The sequence below is a fragment of the Sorangium sp. So ce185 genome (genome assembly GCF_051526825.1).
Taxonomy (GTDB): domain Bacteria; phylum Myxococcota_A; class Polyangia; order Polyangiales; family Polyangiaceae; genus Sorangium; species Sorangium cellulosum_D.
Window position 1 is genome coordinate 12,684,244 of the sequence record NZ_CP150316.1, and the last position, 24,306, is coordinate 12,708,549.

Annotated in this window: 19 protein-coding genes and 1 tRNA gene; 14 read left to right on the forward strand and 6 right to left on the reverse strand. The window is 72.1% G+C overall.

Features of this window, described 5'->3' with window-relative positions; translation table 11 throughout:
* The first annotated feature begins 56 nt into the window (after positions 1–56).
* The 6 genes from mxcH (at position 57) to WMF26_RS46795 (ending at position 5,478) form a co-directional block, all read left to right on the forward strand.
* Positions 57–2,801 carry a TonB-dependent siderophore myxochelin receptor MxcH gene (gene mxcH / locus WMF26_RS46770; RefSeq protein ID WP_437997991.1) on the forward strand — a complete coding sequence of 915 codons (2,745 nt, stop codon included), beginning with the start codon at positions 57–59 and terminating at the stop codon, positions 2,799–2,801.
* Positions 2,802–2,851: 50 nt separating this feature from the next.
* Positions 2,852–4,129 (forward strand): hypothetical protein, encoded by a 1,278-nt coding sequence (locus tag WMF26_RS46775; protein ID WP_437997992.1) that lies wholly within the window; start codon positions 2,852–2,854, stop codon positions 4,127–4,129.
* Between the two features lie 41 nt (positions 4,130–4,170).
* Entirely contained in the window at positions 4,171–4,374 is a 204-nt protein-coding gene (locus tag WMF26_RS46780) for a hypothetical protein (RefSeq protein WP_437997993.1), read from the forward strand.
* Positions 4,367–4,714, forward strand: coding sequence for a hypothetical protein (locus WMF26_RS46785; RefSeq protein ID WP_437997994.1), 348 nt, complete (start codon positions 4,367–4,369; stop codon positions 4,712–4,714). Before WMF26_RS46780 ends, WMF26_RS46785 begins: the two co-directional genes overlap by 8 nt.
* On the forward strand, positions 4,707–4,985 hold the full coding sequence (locus WMF26_RS46790) for a hypothetical protein (RefSeq protein WP_437997995.1): 279 nt from the start codon (positions 4,707–4,709) through the stop codon (positions 4,983–4,985). The genes WMF26_RS46785 and WMF26_RS46790 overlap by 8 nt, the downstream gene beginning before the upstream one ends.
* Positions 4,986–5,391: 406 nt before the next feature.
* Positions 5,392–5,478, forward strand: a tRNA-Ser gene (locus tag WMF26_RS46795).
* Positions 5,479–5,664: 186 nt separating this feature from the next.
* On the opposite strand, the gene WMF26_RS46800 is transcribed toward WMF26_RS46795, so the two are convergent.
* Positions 5,665–7,020: a DUF4388 domain-containing protein gene (locus WMF26_RS46800; protein ID WP_437997996.1), complete on the reverse strand. Its 1,356-nt coding sequence runs from the start codon at positions 7,018–7,020 to the stop codon at positions 5,665–5,667.
* Positions 7,021–7,237: 217 nt separating this feature from the next.
* Positions 7,238–9,184, reverse strand: coding sequence for an aspartate--tRNA ligase (aspS, locus tag WMF26_RS46805; protein WP_437997997.1), 1,947 nt, complete (start codon positions 9,182–9,184; stop codon positions 7,238–7,240).
* A 211-nt stretch (positions 9,185–9,395) separates the two neighbouring features.
* Here aspS and WMF26_RS46810 point away from each other — a divergent pair, with 211 nt between their 5' ends.
* Positions 9,396–11,348: a hypothetical protein gene (locus WMF26_RS46810; protein ID WP_437997998.1), complete on the forward strand. Its 1,953-nt coding sequence runs from the start codon at positions 9,396–9,398 to the stop codon at positions 11,346–11,348.
* A gap of 72 nt (positions 11,349–11,420) precedes the next feature.
* Here WMF26_RS46810 and WMF26_RS46815 read toward each other — a convergent pair whose 3' ends face one another.
* The 3 genes from WMF26_RS46815 to WMF26_RS46825 are packed head-to-tail and all read right to left on the reverse strand — an operon-like array spanning position 11,421 to position 15,797.
* The gene (locus WMF26_RS46815) at positions 11,421–13,595 is read right to left on the reverse strand and encodes a transglutaminase TgpA family protein (protein WP_437997999.1); all 2,175 of its coding nucleotides are present in this window, start codon (positions 13,593–13,595) and stop codon (positions 11,421–11,423) included.
* On the reverse strand, positions 13,592–14,824 hold the full coding sequence (locus tag WMF26_RS46820; protein ID WP_437998000.1) for a DUF58 domain-containing protein: 1,233 nt from the start codon (positions 14,822–14,824) through the stop codon (positions 13,592–13,594). Before WMF26_RS46820 ends, WMF26_RS46815 begins: the two co-directional genes overlap by 4 nt.
* A 7-nt stretch (positions 14,825–14,831) precedes the next feature.
* Positions 14,832–15,797, reverse strand: coding sequence for an AAA family ATPase (locus tag WMF26_RS46825; RefSeq protein ID WP_020741493.1), 966 nt, complete (start codon positions 15,795–15,797; stop codon positions 14,832–14,834).
* 420 nt (positions 15,798–16,217) lie between these two features.
* Between WMF26_RS46825 and WMF26_RS46830 the strand changes: the two genes are divergently transcribed.
* The 6 genes from WMF26_RS46830 to WMF26_RS46855 all read left to right on the forward strand — a co-directional run bounded on the left by WMF26_RS46830 (position 16,218) and on the right by WMF26_RS46855 (position 22,210).
* Positions 16,218–17,243, forward strand: coding sequence for a decaprenyl-phosphate phosphoribosyltransferase (locus WMF26_RS46830; RefSeq protein ID WP_020741494.1), 1,026 nt, complete (start codon positions 16,218–16,220; stop codon positions 17,241–17,243).
* A complete protein-coding gene (locus WMF26_RS46835; protein ID WP_437998001.1) occupies positions 17,243–17,983 on the forward strand; it encodes a CPBP family glutamic-type intramembrane protease in 741 nt (246 codons plus the stop codon). Before WMF26_RS46830 ends, WMF26_RS46835 begins: the two co-directional genes overlap by 1 nt.
* A 152-nt stretch (positions 17,984–18,135) precedes the next feature.
* Positions 18,136–18,798, forward strand: coding sequence for an NUDIX hydrolase (locus WMF26_RS46840; RefSeq protein ID WP_437998002.1), 663 nt, complete (start codon positions 18,136–18,138; stop codon positions 18,796–18,798).
* Positions 18,798–19,745: an NAD(+)/NADH kinase gene (locus WMF26_RS46845; RefSeq protein WP_061622300.1), complete on the forward strand. Its 948-nt coding sequence runs from the start codon at positions 18,798–18,800 to the stop codon at positions 19,743–19,745. The genes WMF26_RS46840 and WMF26_RS46845 overlap by 1 nt, the downstream gene beginning before the upstream one ends.
* Positions 19,746–20,306: 561 nt before the next feature.
* A complete protein-coding gene (locus WMF26_RS46850; protein ID WP_044989678.1) occupies positions 20,307–20,642 on the forward strand; it encodes an HU family DNA-binding protein in 336 nt (111 codons plus the stop codon).
* 143 nt (positions 20,643–20,785) lie between these two features.
* On the forward strand, positions 20,786–22,210 hold the full coding sequence (locus tag WMF26_RS46855) for an ABC1 kinase family protein (protein WP_437998003.1): 1,425 nt from the start codon (positions 20,786–20,788) through the stop codon (positions 22,208–22,210).
* Here the strand turns inward: WMF26_RS46855 and WMF26_RS46860 are convergent.
* Positions 22,207–22,878 (reverse strand): hypothetical protein, encoded by a 672-nt coding sequence (locus tag WMF26_RS46860; RefSeq protein WP_437998004.1) that lies wholly within the window; start codon positions 22,876–22,878, stop codon positions 22,207–22,209. The two genes, WMF26_RS46855 and WMF26_RS46860, sit on opposite strands and share 4 nt — an antisense overlap.
* 100 nt (positions 22,879–22,978) lie before the next feature.
* On the opposite strand from WMF26_RS46860, the gene WMF26_RS46865 reads away from it, so the two are divergent.
* A complete protein-coding gene (locus tag WMF26_RS46865) occupies positions 22,979–24,256 on the forward strand; it encodes a citrate synthase (protein ID WP_187346073.1) in 1,278 nt (425 codons plus the stop codon).
* The last annotated feature ends 50 nt before the right edge of the window (positions 24,257–24,306 follow it).

Genomic DNA, 24,306 nt, shown 5'->3' on the forward strand with positions numbered 1-24,306 from the left:
CGACGAGGGATGCAGTGACGCGGCGCTCGCTCGCGCTCCGAGGCTTGCTTGCAGGCATGTTGGTCGTTCTGCTGCCCGGCGTGCCTGCGTCGGCGCGCGCCCAGGACGGCGGCGAGCCGGGCGGTCGCGGGCGGGCGGAGGGCGACGGTGAGGCGGGGGCGCGCGCGCCCGCTGCCGGCGCGGGGGGCGTCGAGCGCTCGCCGCCCGGCGCCGGGGAGGCGCGGGTCGAGCCGCCGCAGCTCGTGGAGGGCGCCGAGGCCGAGGTCCCACCGGAGGCGCGGGCGGCGCGGCGGGAGGGCAAGGTCGTGCTGAAGCTCCTGATCGACGCGACGGGGCGCGTGGCCGAGGCCGAGGTCGTGGGCTCCATGGGCCACGGCTACGACGAGGCGGCGCGTGCGGCGGCGCTCCGGTTCCGCTTCACGCCGGCGCGCCGGGGCGGCGCGCCGGTCGCTTCAAAGATCCTCTACGCCTACGAGTTCCAGGTCCCCGAGGAGCCCCCGGCCGAGCCGCCCCCGACCGGGGTCGCGGGCGCGGCGGCGATCGCGCCCCGGTCGATCCCGGGTTCCGACCCGGCGACGGGCGCAGCGCCCGCCCCGGCCACGGGCGCAGCGTCCGCCCCGGCCACGGGCGCAGCGTCCGCCCCGGCCACGGGCGCAGCGTCCGCCCCGGCCACGGGCGCAGCGCCTGCGGCCGCGACCGGCGCAGCGCCTGCGGCCGCGATCGGCGCAGCGCCTGCGGCCGCGGCCGGCGCCGCGCCCGTCGAGGTGACCGTGCGCGGCGCCGAGGCCGAGCGCCTCCGGCAATCCGCGCAGGCGATCACGGTCATCGAGACCGAGGAGGCGCAGCGGAGGACCGCCGACATGGGCGAGGTGCTCGCCCGCACCGCGGGCATCAGCGTGCGGCGGAGCGCGGGGCTCGGGTCGTGGGCGCGGTTCTCGCTGAACGGCCTCACGGAGGATCAGATCCGCTTCTTCCTCGACGGCGTGCCGCTCGCGCTCGCGGGGTACCCGTTCGGCGTCTCGAACGTGCCCGTGAACCTGATCGAGCGCGTCGAGATCTACCGCGGCGTGGTTCCCGTGCGCTTCGGCGCCGACGCGCTGGGCGGGGCCGTCAACCTGGTCACGGATCCCGACGTCCGCGGCACGCATGGCGCGGCGTCCTACGAGATCGGCTCGTACGACACCCACCGGCTCACGCTCTCGGCGCGGCACCTGCACGAGCCGAGCGGCTTCTTCGCCCGCGTGGGCGGCTTCTTCGACTACGCGAAGAACGACTACCCGGTGGACGTCATGGTGGCGGACGAGCGCACCGGGCGCTTGCGGCCCGCCCGCGCTTATCGCTTCCACGACGCCTACCGCGCCGTGGGCGGGAGCGCCGAGCTCGGCTTCGTGAACCGGCCCTGGGCGCGGCGGCTGCTCCTGCGCGCCTTCGTCACCGACGGCGACAAGGACCAGCAGCACAAGCAGGGCCGCATGGACATCCCCTATGGCGAGGTCACGAGCGGCGAGCTCTCGCCGGGCGTGACACTCCAGTACGCGCAAGGGCTCGGCCGCGGCGTCGCCCTCGACGCGCTCCTCGGGTACACGCTCGGGCGCGGCACCTTCCTCGACGTCAGCGACTGCATTTACGACTGGTTCGGGCGCTGCATCCGCAAGCGCACCAGGCCTGGTGAGGAGCAGTCGCCCCCCCGGGATCAGGTGTTCTGGGAGCACAGCGGCCTCGGCCGCCTCAACCTCCGCTACCGGCCCCACCCGGAGCACGCGTTGCAGCTCTCCCTGTCTCCGACGTTCGTCTCGCGAACGGGAGAGGAGCGGAGGCCGGACAACCCCCAGGCCCGCGCTCGGCTCAGCGCCGAGCGCAGCCTGTTCACCTGGGTGTTCGGCGTCGAGCACCAGCTCAACGTGCTCGACGATCGGCTGGAGAACAGCTTCTTCGTGAAAGACTACGTGCAGATGCTCCGCGCGAAGGAGCGCCTCCCGGGGCTCGACGGGCGCTTCGGCCGGCGGGATCGCGACACCCATCGCGTCGGCGTCGGCGACGGCCTCCGCTACCGTTTCTCCGAGTGGCTCTATGCCAAGGCGTCCTACGAGTGGGCGACGCGGCTCCCGCGGCCCGACGAGGTGTTCGGCGACGGGGCGATGATCGTCGCCAACCTCGGTCTCTCGCCCGAGACGAGCCACAATGGAAACCTCGGCTTCACGATCGACGCGCGCGACACGTCTTCGGGCGCGTGGCGCCTCGACGCGAACGGCTTTCTCCGCGCGATCGACCGGCTCATCGTGCTGGACGACCACACTCAGCCGTCCACCTACGTGCATGTCACGGGGGCCCGGTCGCTGGGTATCGAGGCCGTCGCCGGCTGGACGTCGCCGGGAGAGTACATCGCCCTCGACGGCAACATCACCTATGAGGATTTTCGCAAGACGTCGGACGAGGGGAACTTCGCTGGCTCCGAGGGCGAGCGGATGCCGAACCGGCCGTGGCTCGTCGCGAACGGCTCGGCGCGCGTGCAGCTCCAGCAGCTCTTCGCGCCGCGCGACACGATCTCGCTCACCTGGGACACGCGCTATGTGCACGAGTTCTACGTCGGCTGGGCGAACGTCGGGCTGCGCGAGTCCAAGGCCAAGCTGCCCTCGCAGCTCCTGCACTCGCTCGCGCTGACCTACGTCGTGCGCGACGCGCCGCGCGTGGTGAGCTTCACCATCGAGGCTCACAACCTGACCGACGCGTGGGCCTCCGATTTCCACGGTGTCCAGCGGCCCGGGCGGACGCTCTCCTCCAAGGCGACGCTGGAGATGTGACGACGACGTCGAGGCGAACCGTTCCCCTCGCACGACAGGAGAAAGAGTAGATGAGAGTGATCCAGCGAGAGCGGCGGCCATCGAATCGCGCGGGCGCCGCGACCTTCGTGCTCGTGCTCCTGACCGGCGTGCTCGGTAGCGGCTGCGGCGACGACGAGACGTCGAACCCCGCCGATCAGAGCAGCAGCGGCGGGCAGGGCGGCGGCGGGCAGAACGGCGGCGATGCGTTCATCGTCGCCACGCGCATCTGGGACGACACCGCCACCAACTCTTACTATCACGTGGTGTCGTCGCTCGACGCAGCCACGGCGGTCGACCAGACCCGGGCGCTCGAGATCACCGGGTCGGCCAGGCTGTTCGCGTTCGAGGGAATAGGTTGGTTCGGCATCGGTGACGCCGAGTCGCCGACGATCTCGCGTTACACGCTCGATGATTCGAACAAGCTCGTCAAGGGAGACGCGATCGGCCTCCAGCCCTTCGGCGTGGAGAGCCTCTGGCCCACGAATTACGTGATCTCTCCGACGAAGGTCTACCATCCGGATCGCGCGGGCGAGCAGATCGTCGTGTGGAACCCCACGACGATGGAGGTGGAAGGGACGATCCCGCTGCCGGACACGCACCGCGAGGGCTACCTGGCGCTGTACGGATACGGGTCTGTCCTGCGCGGCAAGACGCTCCTTTTCTCGGTGGGGTGGTTCGACTGGAACACGACCGACACCATCCTCCCGGAGACCGGGCTCGTCGCGATCGACACCGAGACGGACACCGTCGTGCGGTTCAACGTCGACGATCGGTGCGGCGGGATCACGCAGTCCGTCGAGACGGCCTCTGGCGACGCCTACTTCGTGAGCTCGGCGCTCGGGGCAGCGGCCTATCGGCTCGATCGGCTGGAGACCGAGCCCTGCGCGCTGCGCGTCCCGAGAGACGCGGACGCCTTCGACCCCGAATTCCAACTGCTCCTGAGCGAGCTGGCGGGCGGCGCGGTCGCGGGCGATCCCATCCCCGCGGGCGGGGACAGCCTCTTCCTCCGGGTGTTCGACGAGAGCCTCGCCACGATCGAGGAGGAGACCAAGACCTTTGAGGTCACGGGCCAGCCGGCGTGGCGCTGGTGGCGGTGGGATACCGCGGCGAACGAGGCCGCGGCGATCGGGGAGCTGGCTCCCTCGCCCGCGAACGTCTCCTACTTCGAGGTCGACGGCCGGGTCTTCACGATCGATGAGGGCGCCGACTCCACGGAGAGCACGCTGATCGAGCTCACGGCCGAGGGGGGCCCGAAGCTCGGCCTGACGGCGCCGGGGTACCTGCACGGCCTGGCGAAGGTGCGTTAGGTTCGCGCGGCGCTCCGCGCGAGGGGACAGGGTGACTCGCGATGGCCAAGAAGCTCTCTCGCCATGCCTTCACGACCTTCCGGGGCGTGCACGCCTGGGCCGGCGTGGTCGGTGGGCTCTTGCTCCATGTCATGTTCCTGTCGGGGGGGATCACGCTCTTCCGGCGGCAGCTCGCGGCGCGGGCGTCGCTGGCCCACGGCGGCGCTCGGCTCATGGCCAGGGGGCAGACGGCTTCCCATGGGTGAGATCGCGTCGCTCCTCTCGGCGTACCTCGCCTTCGCCTTGCTCCACGCGGCGCGGCCGGAGCGCGTCCCGTTCGGCGTCGCGCCGCGGCTGCGCGGGAAGCGCGCGTGGCCCATCGCGGCCCGCGCGCTGGCCGCCGTGTCCTTCGCGCTGTCGGTGTGGCTGTGGCGCCGGACCGAGGCCGGCCCCGCGGCGTACCTCGTCCCCGTCGCCGCGCTCCTCTGCGCCGCGAGCCTGTTCGTCCTGCTCGCGCCCCTCTGGCCGCGCGCGGCGTGGGGCCTCGCGCTCCTGTCTGCTCCCGCGGTCGTCGCGCTGTCCCTCGCAGGAGCGTGTCATGGTTAGCGCCCGGCTCGCCCGGCTCGGCGCGACCCTGCGCCCGCTGGCGGCGCTCGTCGGGACGCTCCCGGTCGCCGTCCTCGCCAGCGCGTGCGTCGCGCGGTTTGCGCCGCTCTCCGGGGACACGCGGAGCGTCCTCGCCTTCGCGCTCGTGGCGCCGCTCTGGGTGACGGCGATGTGCGTCGCCTTCCTGGCCCGCAGCGCGGCCCGGGCGTGGGCGGTCTGCGCGGCGCTCAGCGCGGTGCTGTTCGCCCTGGCCTACGGCGTGCCGCAGTGACCCGTCACGCAAGGCGCCCCCGCCCGGCCGCCTGCGCCGCCAGCCGGGGAGGGCGGGCCCGGGTAGAATGCGATAAAATATAATAATATCAAACACTTGCGTCTTCGTGGAGGCTCTCTCCGCGCGGGCGCGATCTCGCGATCTCTCTCACCTCCCGAGCCGAGTTCCAGGGTAGAGCCGGCCGGCCCGCTGCCCCTCGCCGCCGTCCCCCGGAGGCCCTGCCCGTCCCCGGCGCTTTCCCGCGCGATCTTTTTGTGCACGGCGGCAGCCTCTTTGGTATGTTGCCGCTCCCTCGACGGACCGCGCCGAGCGTCTGTCGAGTCAACGCTCTTTTTACTGTCGAAGCTTCGAGATCCGCACGGGGCCCTGCGCCGAGCATGGGCCGGGCGGATCCTCCTGGAGACCAGGAGAGGTGGCCGAGTGGCTGAAGGCACACGCTTGCTAAGCGTGCGATCGGGAAACTGATCCGCGGGTTCGAATCCCGCCCTCTCCGCCGTGATCGCGCTCAGCGCTACGCCCGTCGTGAGGCGGCCTGAGCCCCGCGCGTGGACAACGTAACGGCGGCGGACGTCGCCGCGCATGCGCCGATGCCGCATGCGCGGCGTCCGGCGTGCTGCGCGCTCGCGCGCGTGTGTGCCTGCCGCTGCCCTGCCCGCGCGCGTCGCCGCCGGCGCGCGCCTCAGGCGGCCCTGGTCCTCAGCACGCGCGACTGCAGGAACTGGTAGATCGTCTTGATCGCGTCGAACGAGCCGACCGCGCTCTCCTTGATCACCTCGTTCACCGTGCGCGAGCCGTTGACCGCGCCGAGCACGAGCTCCTCGATGCGCGTCAGCTTGCCCGAGCCCACGCCGTCGAGGGCGACCTGATCGACGACCACCACCTGGTCGAAGTTGATCGTCCCCTCCATGAGCCGCCACTCGTCGACACGCCGGAACCCCTCGAGCACCAGCGCGGACACGGCGAGGCCGAGGCGCGCCTGCTCGACCTCGGGGCGGAACGGCTCGCGCGTGAACGAGAAGCGCCCGTAAGGCCAGCGCAGCACCTCGTAGATCAGCTCGCTCGACTGGCGCTCCAGCACGGCGATGAGATCGTCGTTCGTCGCGACGCCCGCCTCGACGAGCACCTGGCCGAGGAGCGTCTGCGGCGCCTTCATGCGGAGCAGCGCCTCGAGCCGCTCGCGCGTCACGAGCCCGCGCTCGATGAAGTAGCGCCCGAGCTTGAACTCGTCCGACGAGTTGCGCGCCTGCACGAGATCGATGAGCCCCTGGCGGAGCGAGATCGTGACCGACGCGCGGTTCGTGGTCACCCGGAGCACGCCCGTCTGCCGCTGCATCTGGAGCAGCTGGAGGATCTCGGCGAGCGGGATCGCCGAGACGTCGCCGCTCATCACCTCCTTCGCGTCCGCGGGCGCGTCGAGATCGCGGAGCGTGAGGGTCAGCTTCGAGACCACCTCGCTCGTCATCACGCGGGCGACCGCCTGCATGACGGCCGCCTCGTTCGTCCGTGCCTCGGGCGACAGGCTCATGATCGCGGGCGTCATCACCGTCGCCAGCTGCTGCGCGAAGTCGACCCCGGCGCGCTGGCGCATGTTCCGGGCGAGGAGGCTCGGCCGCACGCTCTCGGCGATCGTGTCCTCGTCGGGCATCTTCGCGCCCTCCGGCACGGGCCGCGCGCGCCCCTCGGCCGTCTTCGCGAGCGCGCCCTCGATCACCGCGACCAGCGCCCGCGCGTCGAACGGCTTCGTGATCGCGTCGACGGCGCCCGTCTGCTGGACGAACTGCCCCCGGATCTTGTCGCCCTTGGCGCTCATCAGGACGACGGGGACCGTGCGGTGCGACGGGTTCGACCGCAGCTCCCGGCAGAAGGCGTAGCCGTTCATCCTCGGCATCACGAAGTCGAGGAGGACGAGGTCGTACTTCGGCCCCTTCTTGATGAGCTCGATCCCGGCGAGCCCGTCGCGCGCCACCGTCGGATCGAACCCGTTGCGAGCGAGGATGGCGCTGACGACCTTCAGGATGGTCGGGCTGTCATCCACAACGAGGACTCGCGCCGGGGAGGCCATGGCGAAGGATACAGGCCCTACCCTATCAGAAGTGCGCGGCCTGCAAACATAAAGGCCGAGGGGCGCGGCCGCGCGCGGCGAGGCAGGGCACAGCGCGCGCGGTGGCGGCGGCGCCCCGCCGCGCTCGAGCGCCGGGGCGCCGCGGTCGAGCCGTCCGATCGCGATCGCGCGCGCGCCCCCCGGTCCGGCATCAGGCGCCGGCGCTGCCGGTGCCCGCCGCGCCCGGTCGGGCGTCCGCGGGCGCGACCGTCTTCACGTGCAGCTCGGCGAGCTGCGCGCCGTCGACGGCCACGGGCGCGCCCGTCATCTGGTCCGTGCCCTGGTTGGTCTTCGGGAACGGGATGACGTCGCGCAGCGTCGGCGCGCCGCTGAGCAGCATCGAGAGCCGGTCCATGCCGAGCGCGATCCCGCCGTGCGGCGGCGCGCCGCTGCGGAGCGCGTCCAGGAGGAACCCGAACTTGTCGCGCGCGTCGCCCTCGTCGATGCCCAGCGTCTTGAAGACGCGCGCCTGCACCTCCGGATCGTGCAGCCGGATCGAGCCGCCGCCGATCTCGAACCCGTTCAGCACGAGATCGTAACGGTAGCACTCGACGCGCGCCGGATCGCTCTCGAGGAGCGGCACGTGCTCGTCGATCGGCCGCGTGAACGCGTGGTGCGCGGCGGCCCAGCGCCCCGTGTCCTCGTCGAACTCGAACAGGGGTGGGTTCGTCACCCAGAGGAACCGCCACTGGTCGCCATGCCCGTACTCCGGGATGAGCCCCATCTTCTTGGCGACGTCGATGCGGAGCTTCGCCATGACCGTGTGCACCACGGCCTCCTTGCCGAACTGGAAGCAGAGGATGTCGCCCGGCTTGGCGCCGAGCGCCTCGTTCAGCTTCTGCCGGAGCTCCGGCGTGATCGACTTCGTGAGGGGCGACTGCGTCCAGGAGCCGTCCTCGGCGAGCTTGGCGCGCGCGAGCCCCCGGAAGCCCTTCACGTCGCGGAGCCCCTTCTCGAGGTCCTCGGTCTGCTGGCGCGAGAGGTTGGCGCTCGCCGGGATCACGAGCCCCTTCACGATCTCGGGCTTCAGATCGCGACGCAGCTTGCCCGACCGGTACTTCTCGGCGAGCTCCACCCAGAACGGCACCCCGCCGCCGCCGTGCTCGATGATGATGTCGGTGAGGTCGGTGTGCTCGATCCCGAAGCGGAGGTCGGGCTTGTCGTTGCCGAAGCGGCGCATCGACTCGGCGTACGGCATGCGCGGGAAGCGGCCGGTCGGGTAGAGCTCGGTGAGGTCCTTGCCGAGGGCGGCCTTGAACAACGCGAAGACGAGCCCCTCCATCAGCCCGAAGACGTCGTCCTGGTTCACGAACGACAGCTCGACGTCGATCTGGGTGAACTCCGGCTGCCGGTCGATGCGCAGGTCCTCGTCCCGGAAGCACTTCACGATCTGGAAGTACCGGTCGAAGCCCGCGACCATGAAGAGCTGCTTGTAGAGCTGCGGGCTCTCGGCGAGCGCGTAGAACTTGCCGGCCGAGATCCGCGACGGGACGAGGAAGTTGCGCGCGCCGCCCGGCGTGTACTTCACGAGGAACGGCGTCTCGAGCTCGAGGCAGCCCTGGTCCGACAGGTAGTTCCGCGTCGCCCGGTTGATCTCGTGGCGCATCCGCAGCGTCCGCTGGAGCGGCGTCCGGCGCAGGTCGAGGTACCGGTGCTGGAGGCGGATCTCCTCCCGCGTCTCGATCTCGTCCGCGATCTCGAACGGCGGCGTCTCGGCCCGATTGAAGATCGTCGCCTCGGCGACCCAGACCTCGATGGCCCCGGTGTCGATCTTGTCGTTCACGTTGCCTTCACGGCTCACCACGACGCCCCGGACGCCGACGACCCACTCGGACCGGGCCCGCTCGGCGGCGGCGTGGGCGTCGACGAGGTCCTTCTCCTCCGCCTTCACGCCGTACTTCGTGATCGCTCCGAGGTAGCTGCGATCGAAGACGATCTGCGTCACGCCGGTGCGGTCGCGGAGGTCGATGAAGATGCAGCCGCCGTGATCGCGGCGCCGCGCGACCCAGCCGAACAGCACGACCTCCTTGCCAATGTCCGCCTCGCGCAGATCGCCGCAGCGGTGCGTCCTCTTGAGCTCATCGATGAAACGGGACACGAGCCGACCTCCGAATTTCCGTGGGAGGGGCGACTCTAGCCCAGGTCGCCGCTCACCGCCTCTCCGGATGATCGCGCCCCTCGCGCGGGGATCGGCCCCGCGCGCCGCCGCCGGGGGCGCGGATCGGGCCGCGCGCCGCCGCCGGGCCACGCGCCGCCGGGGCGTGCGCCGGAACTTGGCCCGCCCGCGGCCGATCTGGCATGGCCGCCTGGTGAGCTCCGAAGAGAAACGCTGCTGGCTCGATCGGTCGCTCGCCTTCCTGTCGGCCGCGCTGCCCTTCGGGCTCTCGCTGGCCCGCGCCGCCTCGTCAGGGCAATGGCGAGAGGATCTCACGGCCGTCCGCGACCTCGGCCTCGTCGCGGTCGGGGTCGGCGGCGGCCTCTCGACCGCGGTCTCGCAGGCGCTGAGCCTGCTCCCGCTGGGCTCGCGCACCTTCCGCACCGCCCTCGGATCGGCGCTCGCGCTCGCGCTCGCGTCGCGCCTGCTCTACGAGATGGTCCGCCGGCTCCTCCTGGAGTCCGCGCGGCCGGCGCCCCTCCCCGGGCTCTCGCTCCTCCGCAAGCTCTTCGGCGGCGCCGCCGAGGCGATCCCGGCCGCGGCGCGGCCCGCGCCGGCCGCGCCCGGCGGCGCTGCGAGCCCGCGGCTCGCCGCCGCGCTGTCGGCGATCGCCGTCCTCACGGCGGCGCTGTCGCCGACCTGGCAGCGGGAGGCGACGGTCGGCGGCGGCGCCATGCTCGCCACCTGCTGCGCGCTCGTGGCCCTCGCGCTCGCGTCGATCTGCGCCGAGCAGGCGCGGCACGCGGGGCGCGCGTGGATCGCGCTCGGCGCGGTCCTCGGGGCCACGTTCGCCGAGAGCCCTCCCGCCGGCCTCGCGGCGATGGCGGCGTCGCTCGCGATGGTCCTCGCCCGCCGGGGCCTCGGCGGGGAGGCGGCGGCCGCGGGCCCGCCCCGGCGCCTGCTCGGCGCCGCCGCCGGCGCGGGCGCGCTCACGGCCGCGCTCCTCCTCGCGCCGCTCGTGCTCCGGCCGCTCGCGCCGCGCGCGTGGGCCGACATCGGCCGCGCGCTCACGGCGGGGAGCCTCGCCGCCGCCGACGTCGCCAGCGCGCGCACCACGGCGCTCGCCGCGTGGAGCCGCGAGATCGGCGTCGTCTCCCTCCTCATCGCCGCGGCCGGCCTCGCGCTCTCGCTCCTGCGCCCGCGCGCGCGGTGGCTCGTCGCGCCGTTCCTCGTGCTGCTCGCGCTCGACACCCTCCTGCCCGCGCGCGCGGCCGGCGTGCTCTCCGCGGATCCGCTCACCCCCCTGCGGTCGCTCGCGGTCGCGGCGATCGCCGTCGGCTCGGCGCTCGGGGCGCACGCCGCCGTCCGGGCGCTGCTCGACACGCGCGTGCCGTTCTCGCGGAGCGGCGCGGTGCTGCTCGTCGTCTTCCAGCTGACGCTGGTCGCGCTGACGAGCGAGGAGGCCGGCTTCGCCGCCGACCGGAGCGAGCAGACGGCCGCCGAGGTCTGGACCGACGAGGCGTACGGCAGCCTCGATCCGAGCTCCGCCATCCTCGTGCGCTCGCCGGCGATCGCGTGGCGGGTCTGGGCGGCGCGGATCACGCGCGGCGAGCGGCCGGACGTCCTCGTGGTCCCGATCCCGCTGCTCGATCGCGGCCACGTCGCGGCGAGCCTGCTCGCCGCGGAGCGCAAGCTCGCGCCGCTCCTGCGCGACTTCGCGCTCGCGGGCGAGCCCAGCGAGTTCGCGCTCTCCACGCTGGCCGACGTCCGGCCCCTCTACGTGGAGCTCGATCCGAGCTGGTCGAAGAGGCTCCTCGGCCACCTGAACGTCGCCGGGATCTGGCTCGAGTACGCCCCGCAGCCGCTCGGCCCCTCGGATCGCAAGCTGGCGACCGCGCAGTCGATCGTGCCGATCAAGCGCGTGCTGGAGGCGCTCTCGGCCGCCGCGGTGCCGGACACGTCGACGGCGACGGTCCTCGCGTCCACGATGCGCGGCCAGTCGAACGTCGTCAGCCTGCTGGGCGAGCGCGTCGTGGCGCAGTCGTTCGTGGACCGGCTGGGCGAGCTCGCCGCCCAGGACCCGTTCGTCTCCGGCGGCCCGACCCGCCGCGCCGTCACCGGCATCCGCCAGGCGTTCATCGCGAAGCGCCCCGTGCGGCGCCGCTGAGCAAGGCGCCGCGCGCGGCCGAGCGTCGCCGCGCGCGGCGCGCGGCGCGCCGCGCGCCGCCGAGGCCCGCGATCAGGGCGACGCGTGGAGCCCGACGTTGCCTGCCGCGAGCGCGCGGCGATCGGTCGAGCGCAGCGCCTTGACGCGTCGCTCGAAGTCGCGGCTGTCGTCCTCGGTGAGCTGCGCCCCGCCGAAGCGGGCGCGCAGGTAGACCTGCGTGAGCTGCAGGATCTCGCGCGCCAGCGGGTGGTCCGCGTGCTCCAGCGCCTCGGCGTGGCGCAGCGGCGGCATGCTGGGCGGGCGCGGCACGCCCTGCGCGAGCATGGCGACCTCCAGGCTCTCGTAGAGCGCGGTCGCCAGGATCGCGCTCGGGGTGCGCCCCCCGTCGGCGCGCGACTCGTCGCGCCCGCGGCGCGCGCGGCGGAACCGCCAGTAGAGCAGGCCGCCGCCCAGCGCGAGCGCGACGGCGGCGACGGCGAGGATCCGCGGGCGCGACAGCGCGACGTCGCCGCTCGAGCCGGACCTCCGGTAGCGCGACGTGAGCGTCTGGAGCAGGCTCACCTGCTGGTTCAGGTCGTAGCCGACGATGTGCCTGTCCCAGCGCTGGCTCGTCGCCTCGATGAAGTCGCGGAGGTACGCCCAGACCCCGACCAGCTCGCTCTTCGGCGCCGCGTCGGCCGGCGGCGTCGGATCGAACGTCTGCCACCCCTCGCCGTCGAGGAACACCTCGACCCACGAGTGGGCGTCGCCCTGGCGCACGGCGTAGAACCGGCCGAAGCGGTTGTAGGTGCCGCCGACGAAGCCGGTCACGTTGCGCGTCGGCACGTCCACCGCGCGCAGCAGGATCGCCATCGCCGTCGAGTAGAACTCGCAGTGCCCGCGCTTCGACTCGAACAGGAAGTGATCGAGCGGCTGCGGGTCCGCCCCCGACGGCGACGCGAGGTCGTACCGGTACTCCGTGCGCAGGCGATCCTGGACCGCGCGCGCGCGGTCGGCCGGGCGCTCCAGGCCCTGCGTCCATTGCTGCGCGAGCTCGACGACGCGCGGCGGCAGGTCCTTCGGCAGCTCCAGGTAGCGCCGCCGCTCGCCCGCCGGCAGGCGCTGGAACGTCGGCGACCGCTTGCGCGACAGGAAGACGTCGTAGACGAGCCCGCGGTCGTCGAGGGGCTGGTACCGGAACTCTCCCTCGGGCCCGCGGTGGGCCATCGTGTTCGCGTCGATGCCGAGCTGCCCGCGGCTCTTGAACCGGAGCCCCGTCGCGTTCGGCGGGATGAAGATCACGGGCGGATCGATCGGCTCGAGATCGATGCGCATCACCGGATCGACCGACGGATCCGGGTACCGCTCGATCGGCACGAGCCCCCCGTCGCTCTCGGTCGGGCGCTTGAACGCCTCGCTCTGGGTCCAGGTGCGGCCGTCGTACGCGTCGAGCGCGGTGCCGCGCAGGTGCATGGTGAGGCGCGGCGGCGGCGGCTCCGGGAGATCGGGGATCTCGACGCGCATCGCCAGCTTGGGATCGCTGCGCAGCACGCCGACCGCGCCCAGGTCGACCTTGCCCGAGAAGCCGATCATCCGCCCCGTGTGGCCGCGGTTCAGGAGGAGCAGCGAGAGGCCGACGCGCGGAAAGATGACGAACAGGAGCGCGGTGAAGACGAAGATCGGGATCGAGAGCAGGCAGGTGACGGCGAGGAACGAGCGCCCGACGACCCGCCTGGAGCGCAGGATGCGCGGCACGTCCACGGGCAGCCCGGTCCGGTCGCGCGCCCCCTGCCGGTAGTTGCCCTCGACCTCGCGCCTGAGGTGGCTGAGCACGAGGGCGCCGGGCGCGACGACGAGCACGCCGAGGAAGCACAGCCCGTAGCCGAGGCCGCCGCCGAGGACGGTCCCGGCGATGAGGTGCAGGAGCGCGAGCACGATGACCTGCTGGTCGTGCGCCGCGCCCTTCCGCGTCGCGAGCCGGATGATCTGCAGCGCCGCGGCGAACTCCACGAGCACGTCGAGCACGCTCGCGTCGGTCGCGACGATGCGGACCACCTGGACGGCGATGACGACCAGGAGGACGCCGGTGTCGAGGTGGCGGAGCGCCGGGTGCCGCTGCCAGGACTCGCGCACGACGAGCGCGAGCGCGAGGCCGATGAGGATGGCCCAGCTCACGTAGCGGTTGAACTGCCCGCTGGCGACGAGGGCGATGACGCCGAGCGCCGCGAGCGCGTCGGTCATGACCCGATGCACCATCCCGAATCTCATGAAGCGGTCCTCGGCGTGGTGGCGCGGCGCTCGCCGCTCGTGGGGCCCGGGCTGGAGACCTGCCGCGCGGACGCCCGAGCGGCGCGCGCTTCGCCGAGCTCCGGCAACCGCCCCTCGTCCACCGCCTCGAGCAGCGCCAGGAACCGGAGGATCGCGTCGGAGCCGATGTTGCGGTCGCCGCGCACCCGCTCGCCCACGGTCGTCGCGACGACCACGGCGTCGCCGCGCTTGATGTGGGCGACCGCGCGCGAGGCCGCCTCGCGGATCCTGCGCTCGAAGGTCTGCGCGAACCCGTCGCCCTCGCCGGCGGGCCGCACCGTGTCGACGACGATCCGCACGTCGGGCCGCGTCTCCCGGGTGCGCTCGCGCAGCACCAGCTGGTCGCGCATCGTGCTCTTCTTCCAGTAGATGTCGCGCGGATCGTCGCCTTCGCGCATCGGCCGCAGCCCGAACGTCTCGTCGCCGCCGCCGCGCCCGCTGAGGCTCGCGCCGCCCTCGCGCCGCCCCGCGTCCTCGACCGGGAGCCGCACCGGATCGACGGCGGGGTAGATGATGAGATCCCCCTCGGCCTCGACCTCGCGCGATTTCTCGAACAGCCCGAAGGGGAAGCGGGTCGCGATGCGGAACCCGGTGTGCCGGTCGCGGCCGCGCTTCGCCGGCGTCCGCCGGTAGGCGGCCACCTGCGCGCTGGAGGGGCTGATCTTCAGGAAGAAGCAGCGCTTGTCGGCCGGCTGACCGGCGCGCAGGTCCTCGACCTCGATCGCGTACGACGGCACGCGCTTCTTGTGGTTGTAGACCTCGATCTCGACGAGGTGCGCCCGGCCCACCTGGGCGCGGGCCGGGAGCCGCCGGGTCACGGTGAGGTGTCGGAGCGACAGGTCGCTCATCACGCCGGAGACGACGATCAGCGACAGCAGCATCCCGAGCAGCAGGTAGAGGAGGTTGTTGCCCGTGTTGATCGCCGCGAAGCCGACGCCCAGCGTGATCCCGAGGTAGTACTTCCCCTCCCGGGTGAACTTGAGCTTCCGGGGCGGCCTCAGGGCCAGCAGGACCTTCGTCCATGAAGCCGCCTGCTCCCCGCGCGAGGGCAAGAGCGGGCGCTGCTCGATCGGGGGCCGCTCGCGCTTCAGGCGGCTCGGCCGGATCGCGCTGCGCGCGGCCCCGCCTTCGCGCTCGGCGCCGCGGGAGCTGCCGCTGAGAGATCCCCGCTCCCGGTCCTCTGCGCCCATCGCCCCCTCAGAGCGGGACCGGCACCCGCGCCACGAGATCGCGCACCGCCGCCTCGCATTCGTCGCGGGTCGGCATGTAGCCCTCGGCGTGGGCCGAGAGCCGGACCCGGTGCGCCAGCACGGCGACCGCGAGGTCATGGATGTCGTCCGCGATACAGTACGAGCGGCCGTAGAGGACGGCGCGCCCCCGGGCCGCGCGCGCCAGGTTCATGCCGGCGCGCGGCGAGGCGCCCAGCGAGAGGGTCGGGCTCGAGCGCGTGGCCGCGAGCACCGCCTGCAGGTAGGTCGCGAGCGACGAGTCGAGCTCGACGCGATCGACCTCGCGCTGCAGCGCCACGAGCTGCGCGGGATCGATGACCTGCGGCACGTTCCGCGCGCGATCGGGCTCGCCGCCCTGGAGGAGCAGCCGCATCTCCACCTGGGGCGGCGGGTACCCGATCCGGATCCGCACCATGAACCGGTCGAGCTGCGACTCCGGCAGGGGAAAGGTGCCGGCGAAATCCTGCGGGTTCTGGGTCGCGAGCACGAAGAACGGCTCCGGCAGCGGCGTCGCCGTCCCCTCGATGGACACCTGCCCCTCGTTCATCGCCTCGAGCAGCGCCGACTGGGTCCGCGGGCTCGCCCGGTTGATCTCGTCGGCGAGCAGGACGTTCGCGAAGATCGGCCCCTGGCGGAACACGAACTGCCCGAGCCGCTGGTCGAAGACGCTCACCCCGAGGACGTCGCTCGGCAGGAGATCGCTGGTGAACTGAACGCGACGGAGCTCGCCCCCTACGGCCTTCGCCAGCGCTCGCGCCAGCGTCGTCTTGCCGACGCCGGGCACGTCCTCGATGAGGACATGGCCCCGGGCGAGCAGCGCGATGAGCGCCAGCTCGACCGCCTCTGGCTTCCCTTCGAGGGCCTGCTCCACGGCAGAGCGAAGCTTCAGAAGAAGTGGCGAAGCTTCACGCGCGACCGAGAGCGCTGATGTCATCACGGGCGATGGTAGCACGAGGTTACGGCCAGCCTGCGGGGATGCGCATTTTGCGTTCCACAAGCCGGGGCGGCCGGTGCGAACGCGGATTCGCGACGTGCGCCGCGGGGGCCGCGGGCCCGGGTGCGCTGCGCCACGTTCCCCCAGGCGCGTCGGCTGGGCCCCGGGGCGCTCGGCCCGTCGCCGCCGCTCGGTTCCGACAGTCCCGAGCGTCCACGTTCCTGCTCTTTTGCCTGCCGCGGAATGGCCGTGACCGGTGCTCCCGGGTATGCTCCGGCCGCCGTGACCGCCTCGGGTCCTCTCTTTCGCCACAGTGCCCCCGCCTTGCCTGCCCAGGAGGCGCCAGGCGCCGATGCTCGCCCGGACGCCGGCGCGCTGGACAACCCTGCGCCGGCCGAGCAGGGCGGCTCACCCGCCGCGATGAGCTCCGTCCCCGCCGGCAAGCCTCCCTCGTCGCCGCCGCGGAGCGGCGTGCCGAGCTCGCGTCCGCCGGAGAGCGGGCCCCCCTCGGGCGGCCTGATCGCGCAGCCGCCCATCTTGCCCGACTCCCCCAGGGGGACGCTGCTCTGGCGCGTGCGCGGGATGATCCGGGCGATGCGCCCCCACCAGTGGGTGAAGAACCTCTTCGTCCTCGCCCCGGTGGTGTTCGCCAAGCACCTGACCCACCCCTCGATCATCATGAGCGCGGTCGGGGCCTTCGCGATCTTCTGCCTGCTCGCCGGCGCCGTCTACATCCTGAACGACATCGTCGACGCCGAGGCCGACCGGGTCCACCCGGTCAAGCGTTTCCGGCCCATCGCCTCGGGCCGCGTGCCGATCCCGGTCGCCAAGGCGATGGCGGTCGGCCTCGCGGTCATCGCGCTCGGCGCCAGCCTGCTCGGCCCGCCGCTCTTCGCGGTGGTCGCCGCCAGCTACTACGTCCTCAACGTCGCCTACTCGTTCCGGCTCAAGAAGATCGCGTACCTCGACGTCGGCTGCATCGCGGTCTTCTTCGTGCTGCGCGTGCTCGCCGGCGGCTTCGCGACGAAGACGCCGCTCTCCGGCTTCATGATCGCGTGCACCGCCCTGCTCGCGCTCTTCCTCGGCTTCGGCAAGCGCCGCCACGAGCTCGCGTGCGCCAACGCCTCGAAGCAGCGCGCGGCGCTGGACGCCTACACGCCCGGCGCGCTGACGGCGGCGCTCGCCGTGACCGGCGTCGCCACCATCGGCACCTACCTCGCGTACACGCTCGATCACGACACGCAGCGCTTCTTCGAGAACCCGTACCTCTGGCTGACCACGATCCACCCGCTCTTCGGGGTGATCCGGTTCCTCCAGCTCGTGGCCGGCAGCGCGAAGGCCGAGAGCCCCACCCAGGAGATCCTCCGGGACACCCCCTTCGTGCTGAACCTCGTCCTGTGGTCCGCGGAGGTGCTGGTCATCGTGTATCGCCTGAGGCCGTCCTGATGCTCGGCGCCGGGCCGGCGCTCGCCCGGCCGGGGGCGGCTCCTCCCGGCGACAAGCCGACCGCGAAGAGCGACGCGCTGACGGATCTGGCGCTGACGATGCCGATCTTCGTCCTCTACCACATCGGCGTCGCCTTCCTCCCCATCCGCAACGCGGCGGATCCGGTCACCGCCGAGCTCCGGGCGCTCGCCAAGCACAGCCTCCCGCTCTACGCGGGCCTCACGTTCGCCGTCGGCGCCGCGTTCGTCATCGTCCTCTCCGTCCTCGGCCGCGGCCACGCTTTGAAGACGCGGCGCTTCGCGCTGCTCGCCACCGAGGGCGCGCTCTACGCCATCCTGATGCGCTTCGCCGGCGCCTACGTGGTCGGCTCGCTCCGGCTCGGCCCGCCCGTCTTGTCGAACGACATCTTCACCGGGGTCGTGATGTCGCTCGGCGCGGGCTTCTACGAGGAGATCGCGTTCCGCGTCGGCCTCTACGGGCTCGGCGCGCTCGGGATCAAGCTCTTCTTCGGCCGGGGGGTCCAGGGGGTGGTGCTGCTCGTCGGCTGGGCGGTCGTGGCCGCGGCCGTCTTCTCCGGCTGGCACTACGTCGGCTCGATGGGCGATCCCTGGAACCTGCCCTCGTTCGTGTTCCGCATGGTGTGCGGGCTCGTGCTCACGGGGATTTATGTCTTCCGCGGCTTCGCGCCGGCCGTCTGGACCCACGCGCTCTACGACGTCTGGGTCCTCGTGCTCCGCTGAGCCCGGAGGCCGCGCCCCCCGGGGGCCGGGCGGGGGCGCCCGCGTGCCACGCGCCCGCGTGCCATGCCCGCGTCATGGCCGCGCGTCGCCGTCCCGGCGAGGGCGCGATCGCGATCGGCGGCCGTTTGGCGCTATGCTTCGCGCCTCGACGCATGCGGCTACCTCCCTTCCCGAAGCTCGCGCTCAGGCTGGTCCAGACGATCCCCTCGCTGGACGGCCCTGGTTTCCTCAACGTGCGGCGCCAAGTGTTCCGCGTCGAGTTCCCGGACGGGACGCTGAGCGACCCGTTCACCTACGACAGCGTCGATCGCGAGCGCCTCGACGCGGTGGTGATCGCCCCGCATTACCGCGGCGCGGACGGGCGCCGTCACGTCTACCTCCGCTCGGCGCTCCGGCCTCCGGCCGCGACCCGCGCGCCCGAGGTGTGCCCGTTCCCGGAGGCGCCGACGCTCGGCGCGCTGTGGGAGCTGCCGGCCGGGCTCGTGGAGCTCGACGAGCGGAGCCCCGAGGGCCTGAAGCGCTCGGCCGCGCGCGAGCTGCTCGAGGAGGCGGGGTTCGACGTGCCCCCGTCCGAGCTGAAGCCGCTCGGCCCGTCGACGTTCCCGGCGCCGGGCATGGTGGGCGAGCGGCACTTCTTTTTCCACGTCGAGGTCGATCCCGCGCGCCAGGGGGCGCCCCTCGAGGACGGCTCCCCGCTCGAGCGGCACGCCGTCATCGTGGCGGTCCCGCTCGACGAGGCGATCGAGCTCACCCGCCGCGGCGAGATCGAGGACGCGAAGACGGAGGTGGCGCTCCGGCGCCTCGCGGAGCTCTGATGGCGGAACAACCCCTCGCGCCCGCGCAGCGGCGTTCGCCCCGCGTCGCGCTCGTCGTCAAGCGCACTGCCTGGAGGATCTACCGCGACGAGCGGAAGGACCCGCGCATCACGCGGCTCATCGAGGCCGGCGACGCCGCCATCGCGCGCCTCAAGGCGTCGCACGAGGCGCACGAGCAGACCGTGCGCGAGGTCAAGGCGGCGCTCGACGACCTCGGCGCCCGCGTCGAGATCCTCGCCGGCGCGGCGCAGTCGTTCGACGCGGGCGAGCTCGACCTCGTGATCACGGTCGGCGGCGACGGGACGCTGCTCAGCGCCTCGCACAACGTCGGCGACGTGCCGATCCTCGGCATCAACAGCGCCCCCGGCCACTCGGTCGGCTTCTTCTGCGGCGCGACGAGCGGGGACGCGGCCGACGCGATCGCGAAGGCGCTGCGCGGCTCGCTCCGCCGCACGGTGCTCACCCGCATGCAGGTCACGGTGAACGACAAGCTCGCCACCGCGCGCGTCCTGAACGACGCGCTCTTCTGTCATGTCTCCCCGGCGGCCACGTCGCGTTACGTGATCCGGCTGGGCAAGGCCGAGGAGGAGCAGAAGTCGAGCGGCTTCTGGATCGGCCCGGCGGCCGGCTCCACGGCCGCGCAGCGCTCCGCCGGCGGGCGCGTCCTGCCGCTCACCTCGACGCGCCTCCAGCTCGTCGTGCGCGAGCCGTACACCCCCCACGGCGAGGAGTACCGCTTCCGCCACGCGCTGATCCAGCCGGGCTCCTCGCTCGTCGTGCGGAGCAAGACGCACGACGCGAAGCTCTTCTTCGACGGGCCGATCCACTCGGTGAACGTCGGCTTCGGCGACGTGATGGAGTTCACGCAGGCGCCGCAGTCGCTGACGATCCTGGGCCTCTCGGCCAAGCGGAAGTGGGGCGCGGGCTCGGCGGTCAGCCGCCGCTAGGCTCGCGACGAGTCGCCGAAAGGTCCCGAGAGGCTCGCGCCGATCCGCCGCCGCGAGGCCGCGAGCCGCCGTCGCGAGGCCGCGAGCCGCCGCTGCTGGGCGCGGGAGCAGCGCCGCTCGCCCGCCGCGCGGGGCGCGACGGCGAGGCGCGTCGCGCGCGCGCAGCGCTGGATCGAGCGGGGCGACGCGGCGCGATCGCGCGCGCGGGGCGGGGCGGAGGAGGGCCGTCGGCCGAGGAGGCTCGACCCGAGGAGGGCGCGTGCGGCCCAGATCGCCTTCAACGGAAGGGGATCGGGTGATCTCCTACCCCGAGCGCCCGGCGTCGGACCGCCCTCGAGGAGGGCGCGCGAGGCCCGAAGACCGGTCGATTTCGGCCGTTTTCCTGGGGTTTTGGCGACCCGCGTCAGGCCCCCCCGGCGGTCTCTCCGGCGGCGCGACGCGCCCCCCGGGGCATGAAACCCCTTCTTTTGTAGCTCCGATCGACGATTCGACACTGGATCTGCGGCGGCCGTTGTGTTTCCTTTGGCGCGCAAGAGGCCACAAACCTCAGGAGGAATGAACATGGCGGCGAAGAAAACGGACGGGAAGAAGAGCACGTCGCTCAGCAAGAGCGCGCTGATCAACGCGGTGGTCGAGGCGAACGAGAACGAGATCTCGCGCAAGCAGGTCAAGGCGATCCTCGAGGCGCTGACCGACATCGCGTACAAGGAGCTGAAGAAGAACGGCATCTTCACGATGCCCGGGTTCGCGAAGTTCCGCGTCGTCAAGAAGCCCGCCACCAAGGCGCGCGAGGGGATCAACCCGTTCACCAAGCAGCCGATGACGTTCGCGGCCAAGCCGGCCAGCAAGTCGGTCCGCGCTCGCCCGATCAAGGCGATCAAGGACTCGCTCTCCTGAGCCTACCCGGCTCGCCGGAGGGCTCCTCGGCGCGGGGAAGGCCCGCGGCGGCCCCCTCTCCGGGACTGGATCGTCCCCGGGGAGCGAGCTTGGCTGGCCCCGCGCGGCCCCTGCGGTAGCATGGTGCGGCTGCCCTGCCGCACATGACGCTCGCCGTCCGACTCCTCCGCGCGCTGTTTGCATTCTCGGTCATCCTGACGAGCTACCTGATCCAGCTGGGGCTCGGGCGGGTGTTCGCGAGGCGCCTCGGGAGCGGCGGCGCCGCGCGCGAGCTGCCCGGCTGGCTCGTCGCGCGCCGCGCTCGCGTCGATCAGAACAACGCCCGACGCCTGCTGCGGGCCATGCTCAAGCTGCGGGGCGTCTTCATCAAGCTCGGCCAGGTGCTGTCCATCATGGGCGGCTTCCTGCCGCGGGCCTACGGCAAGGAGCTCGAGCAGCTCCAGGACCAGGTGCCGCCCCACCCCTTCAGCGATCTCGAGGCCGCGCTGCGCGCGAGCTTCGGCCGCTCGGCGGGCGAGCTGTTCGCGTCGATCGAGCGCGCGCCGCTCGCGGCCGCGTCGCTGGGGCAGGTGCACGTCGCGCGCCTGCGCGACGGCCGCAAGGTCGCGGTGAAGTTCCTCTACCCGGGCATCCGCGGGATCATCGCCGTCGATCTGCGCGTCCTGCGCCTCGCGATCCTCGTCTACAAGCGGTTCGTCCCGGTCGGGCACATCGAGCGGGTGCACGAGTCGCTGGTCGACCTGCTCCGCCGCGAGACCGACTACCTGCACGAGGCCGCGTGCATGGAGCGGATGGCGCAGAACTTCGCGGGGGACGCGGGCGTCGCGTTCCCGGAGGTCGTCCACGAGCTCACGACGCGCGACGTCCTCACGATGACGTTCATGGAGGGCATCAAGATCACCCGCCTCGACGCGCTGCGGAGCGCGGGCGTCCTGCCCTCGGAGGTCGCGCTCAAGCTCGTGCAGGCCTTCTACAAGATGCTCTTTCTGGATCGCTTCTTTCACGCCGATCCGCACCCGGGGAACTTCCTCGTCGCCCCGCGGAGCGCGGACGAGGGCGGCGGTTTTCGCCTGGTCGTCCTCGACTTCGGCGCGAGCTGCGAGGCCCGCGACGAGCTCATCGACGGGCTGCTCGACATCCTGAAGGGCATCTTCGCGCAGGACGACGCGGCGGTGGTGCGCGGCTTCCGGCGGATGGGGTTCGTCGCGCCCGGGGGCAACGACGCGCTCCTCGAGCGGACCGTGAAGACCTATTTCGCGAAGCTGCTCAAGATCCGGGATCGCACGCCCGCGGCGCTGATGCGCGCTCGCCCCGAGCAGCTCGAGAAGCTGGCCGACCCCGAGCTGGAGCGCGGCGAGCTCCAGGAGCTGATGCGCTCGTTCGAGTACCCCGAGGACTGGTTCTACGTCGAGCGCGCCTGCGTGCTGCTCTTCTGGCTGGCCGCCCAGATCGATCCCGACCTCGACACCATGGCGGCGGGCTTCCCGTACCTGATGCCGCTGATGGCCGAGCGCGAGGCCAGGGCCGGCGGGGCGAGCCAGGCGCCCGGCCGGCCGCCCGAGCGCTAGCGCGCCGGGGCGGGGCCGAAGCGCGGGCCGGGGCGGGTCAGCCCGAGCCGCGCCAGGGAGGGGGCATAGCTCGCGTCGCGATCCGCCATGATCTCGGCGAGCCTGGCCTTGACCTCGACGATCCCAGCCCCTTGAAGGCGCCGGTAATTGTCCTCGGCCGGGTCCGCGGCGGGCTCGACGCCCGCCCCCGCGAGGACAGTCCCCGAATGGTTCAACCCTTCTGGAATCGTTTGAATGAACGGATCCGGCGCGTGCCGGAGGAGGCCGACGAGCCGGTGCGAGTTCGTCTCGTCCCCGGCCATCTCGGGGTGGAACGCGGCGAGGACCGGCGCGGGGTTGCGCAGCCGCCGCAGCTGTTCACCCAGGCGCGACGAGAACCGCTCGAACTGGGGCGACGGAGCGTGGATGCACGGGAAAATCAGGTGCACCACGGCGGACTCCGCCTCGGCCACGGCCGCCAGCGCCGTCTCCAGGACGGGCTCGCGGTCGAGCAGGACGTAAAAGCGTCCGAAACCGGTTGCGGCGTCGCGCATGAACGGGCACAGGCGATACCGAGCGACGACCTCGTCTGCGTAACGCCCGTGGACCCGGCGCACCTCGGCCGCCAGCCGAAGCGCCTCCGGGTGGTGGGCCAGCTCCCCCCGCACGACCGGCTCGCTCAAACGCATCACCTCAATTTCTTGGGGAAGCAATCTTCCCTCACCTCGTGATAGCTTACGCCGCGCTGCGGCGGAAGGAGGAGGCGTGCAGGAGACCGCGAAGTTAACGCTGAATAAGAACGGTGTGGAGCAGACGATCGAGCTGCCGGTGATCACGGGCACCGAGGGGGAGAAGGCGATCGACGTCGCATCCCTACGCGCGAAGACCGGGTACGTCTGCATCGACCCGGCGTTCGTCAACACGGCCTCGACCACGAGCTCCATCACGTTCCTCGATGGGGAGAAGGGCATCCTCCGCTATCGCGGCATCCCGATCGAGCAGCTCGGCGAGAAGTCGACCTTCGTGGAGACCTCGTACCTCTTGATCTACGGCAAGCTGCCGAACAAGAGCGAGCTGTCGCGGTTCTCCACGCTGCTCACCCGGCACTCGCTGATCCACGAGGACATGAAGCGCTTCTTCGACGGCTACCCGTCGACGGCGCACCCGATGGCGATCCTGTCCGCGATGGTGCTCTCGCTGTCGAGCTACTACCCCGAGGCGATCGACGTGAAGAACACCGATCTCCTCGACATCACCATCGCGCGGCTGCTCTCGAAGGTGCGCACGATCGCCGCGTTCTCGTACAAGAAGTCGATCGGCCAGCCGTTCGTCTACCCGCACAACTCGCTCTCGTACTGCGCGAACTTCCTGAACATGATGTTCTCGGTCCCGGCGGAGCCGTACGAGATCGACGAGGACATCGTGAAGGTCCTCAACCTCCTGCTCATCCTGCACGCCGATCACGAGCAGAACTGCTCGACGTCGACGGTGCGCCTCGTCGGCAGCGCGAAGACGAACCTCTTCGCCTCGATCGCCGCGGGCATCTGCGCGCTGTGGGGCCCGCTGCACGGCGGCGCCAACCAGGAGGTCGTGACGATGCTCGAGGCGATCCGCGCCGACGGCGGCGACGTCTCGAAGTTCGTCAAGCTCGCGAAGGACAAGACCTCGGGCTTCCGCCTGATGGGCTTCGGTCACCGCGTCTACAAGAACTACGACCCGCGCGCGGTGCTCATCAAGGCGGCCGCCGACAAGATCCTGGCGAAGCTCGGCATCAAGGATCCGCTGCTCGACATCGCGCAGCGGCTCGAGGAGACCGCGCTGAAGGATCCGTACTTCGTCGAGCGGAAGCTCTACCCGAACGTCGACTTCTACAGCGGCATCATCTACCGCGCGCTCGGCTTCCCCACGAACATGTTCACCGTCATGTTCGCGCTCGGTCGCCTCCCCGGCTGGATCGCCCACTGGAAGGAGATGAACGACGATCCGAGCGGCAAGATCGGCCGCCCTCGGCAGATCTACACGGGCGAGAACGCCATCGCCTACACGCCGCTCGAGGACCGCTCCTGACCGCCGCGGGGCCCCTCGGCCCCGCCGGCAGCCCTTCCTCCACGCCGCGT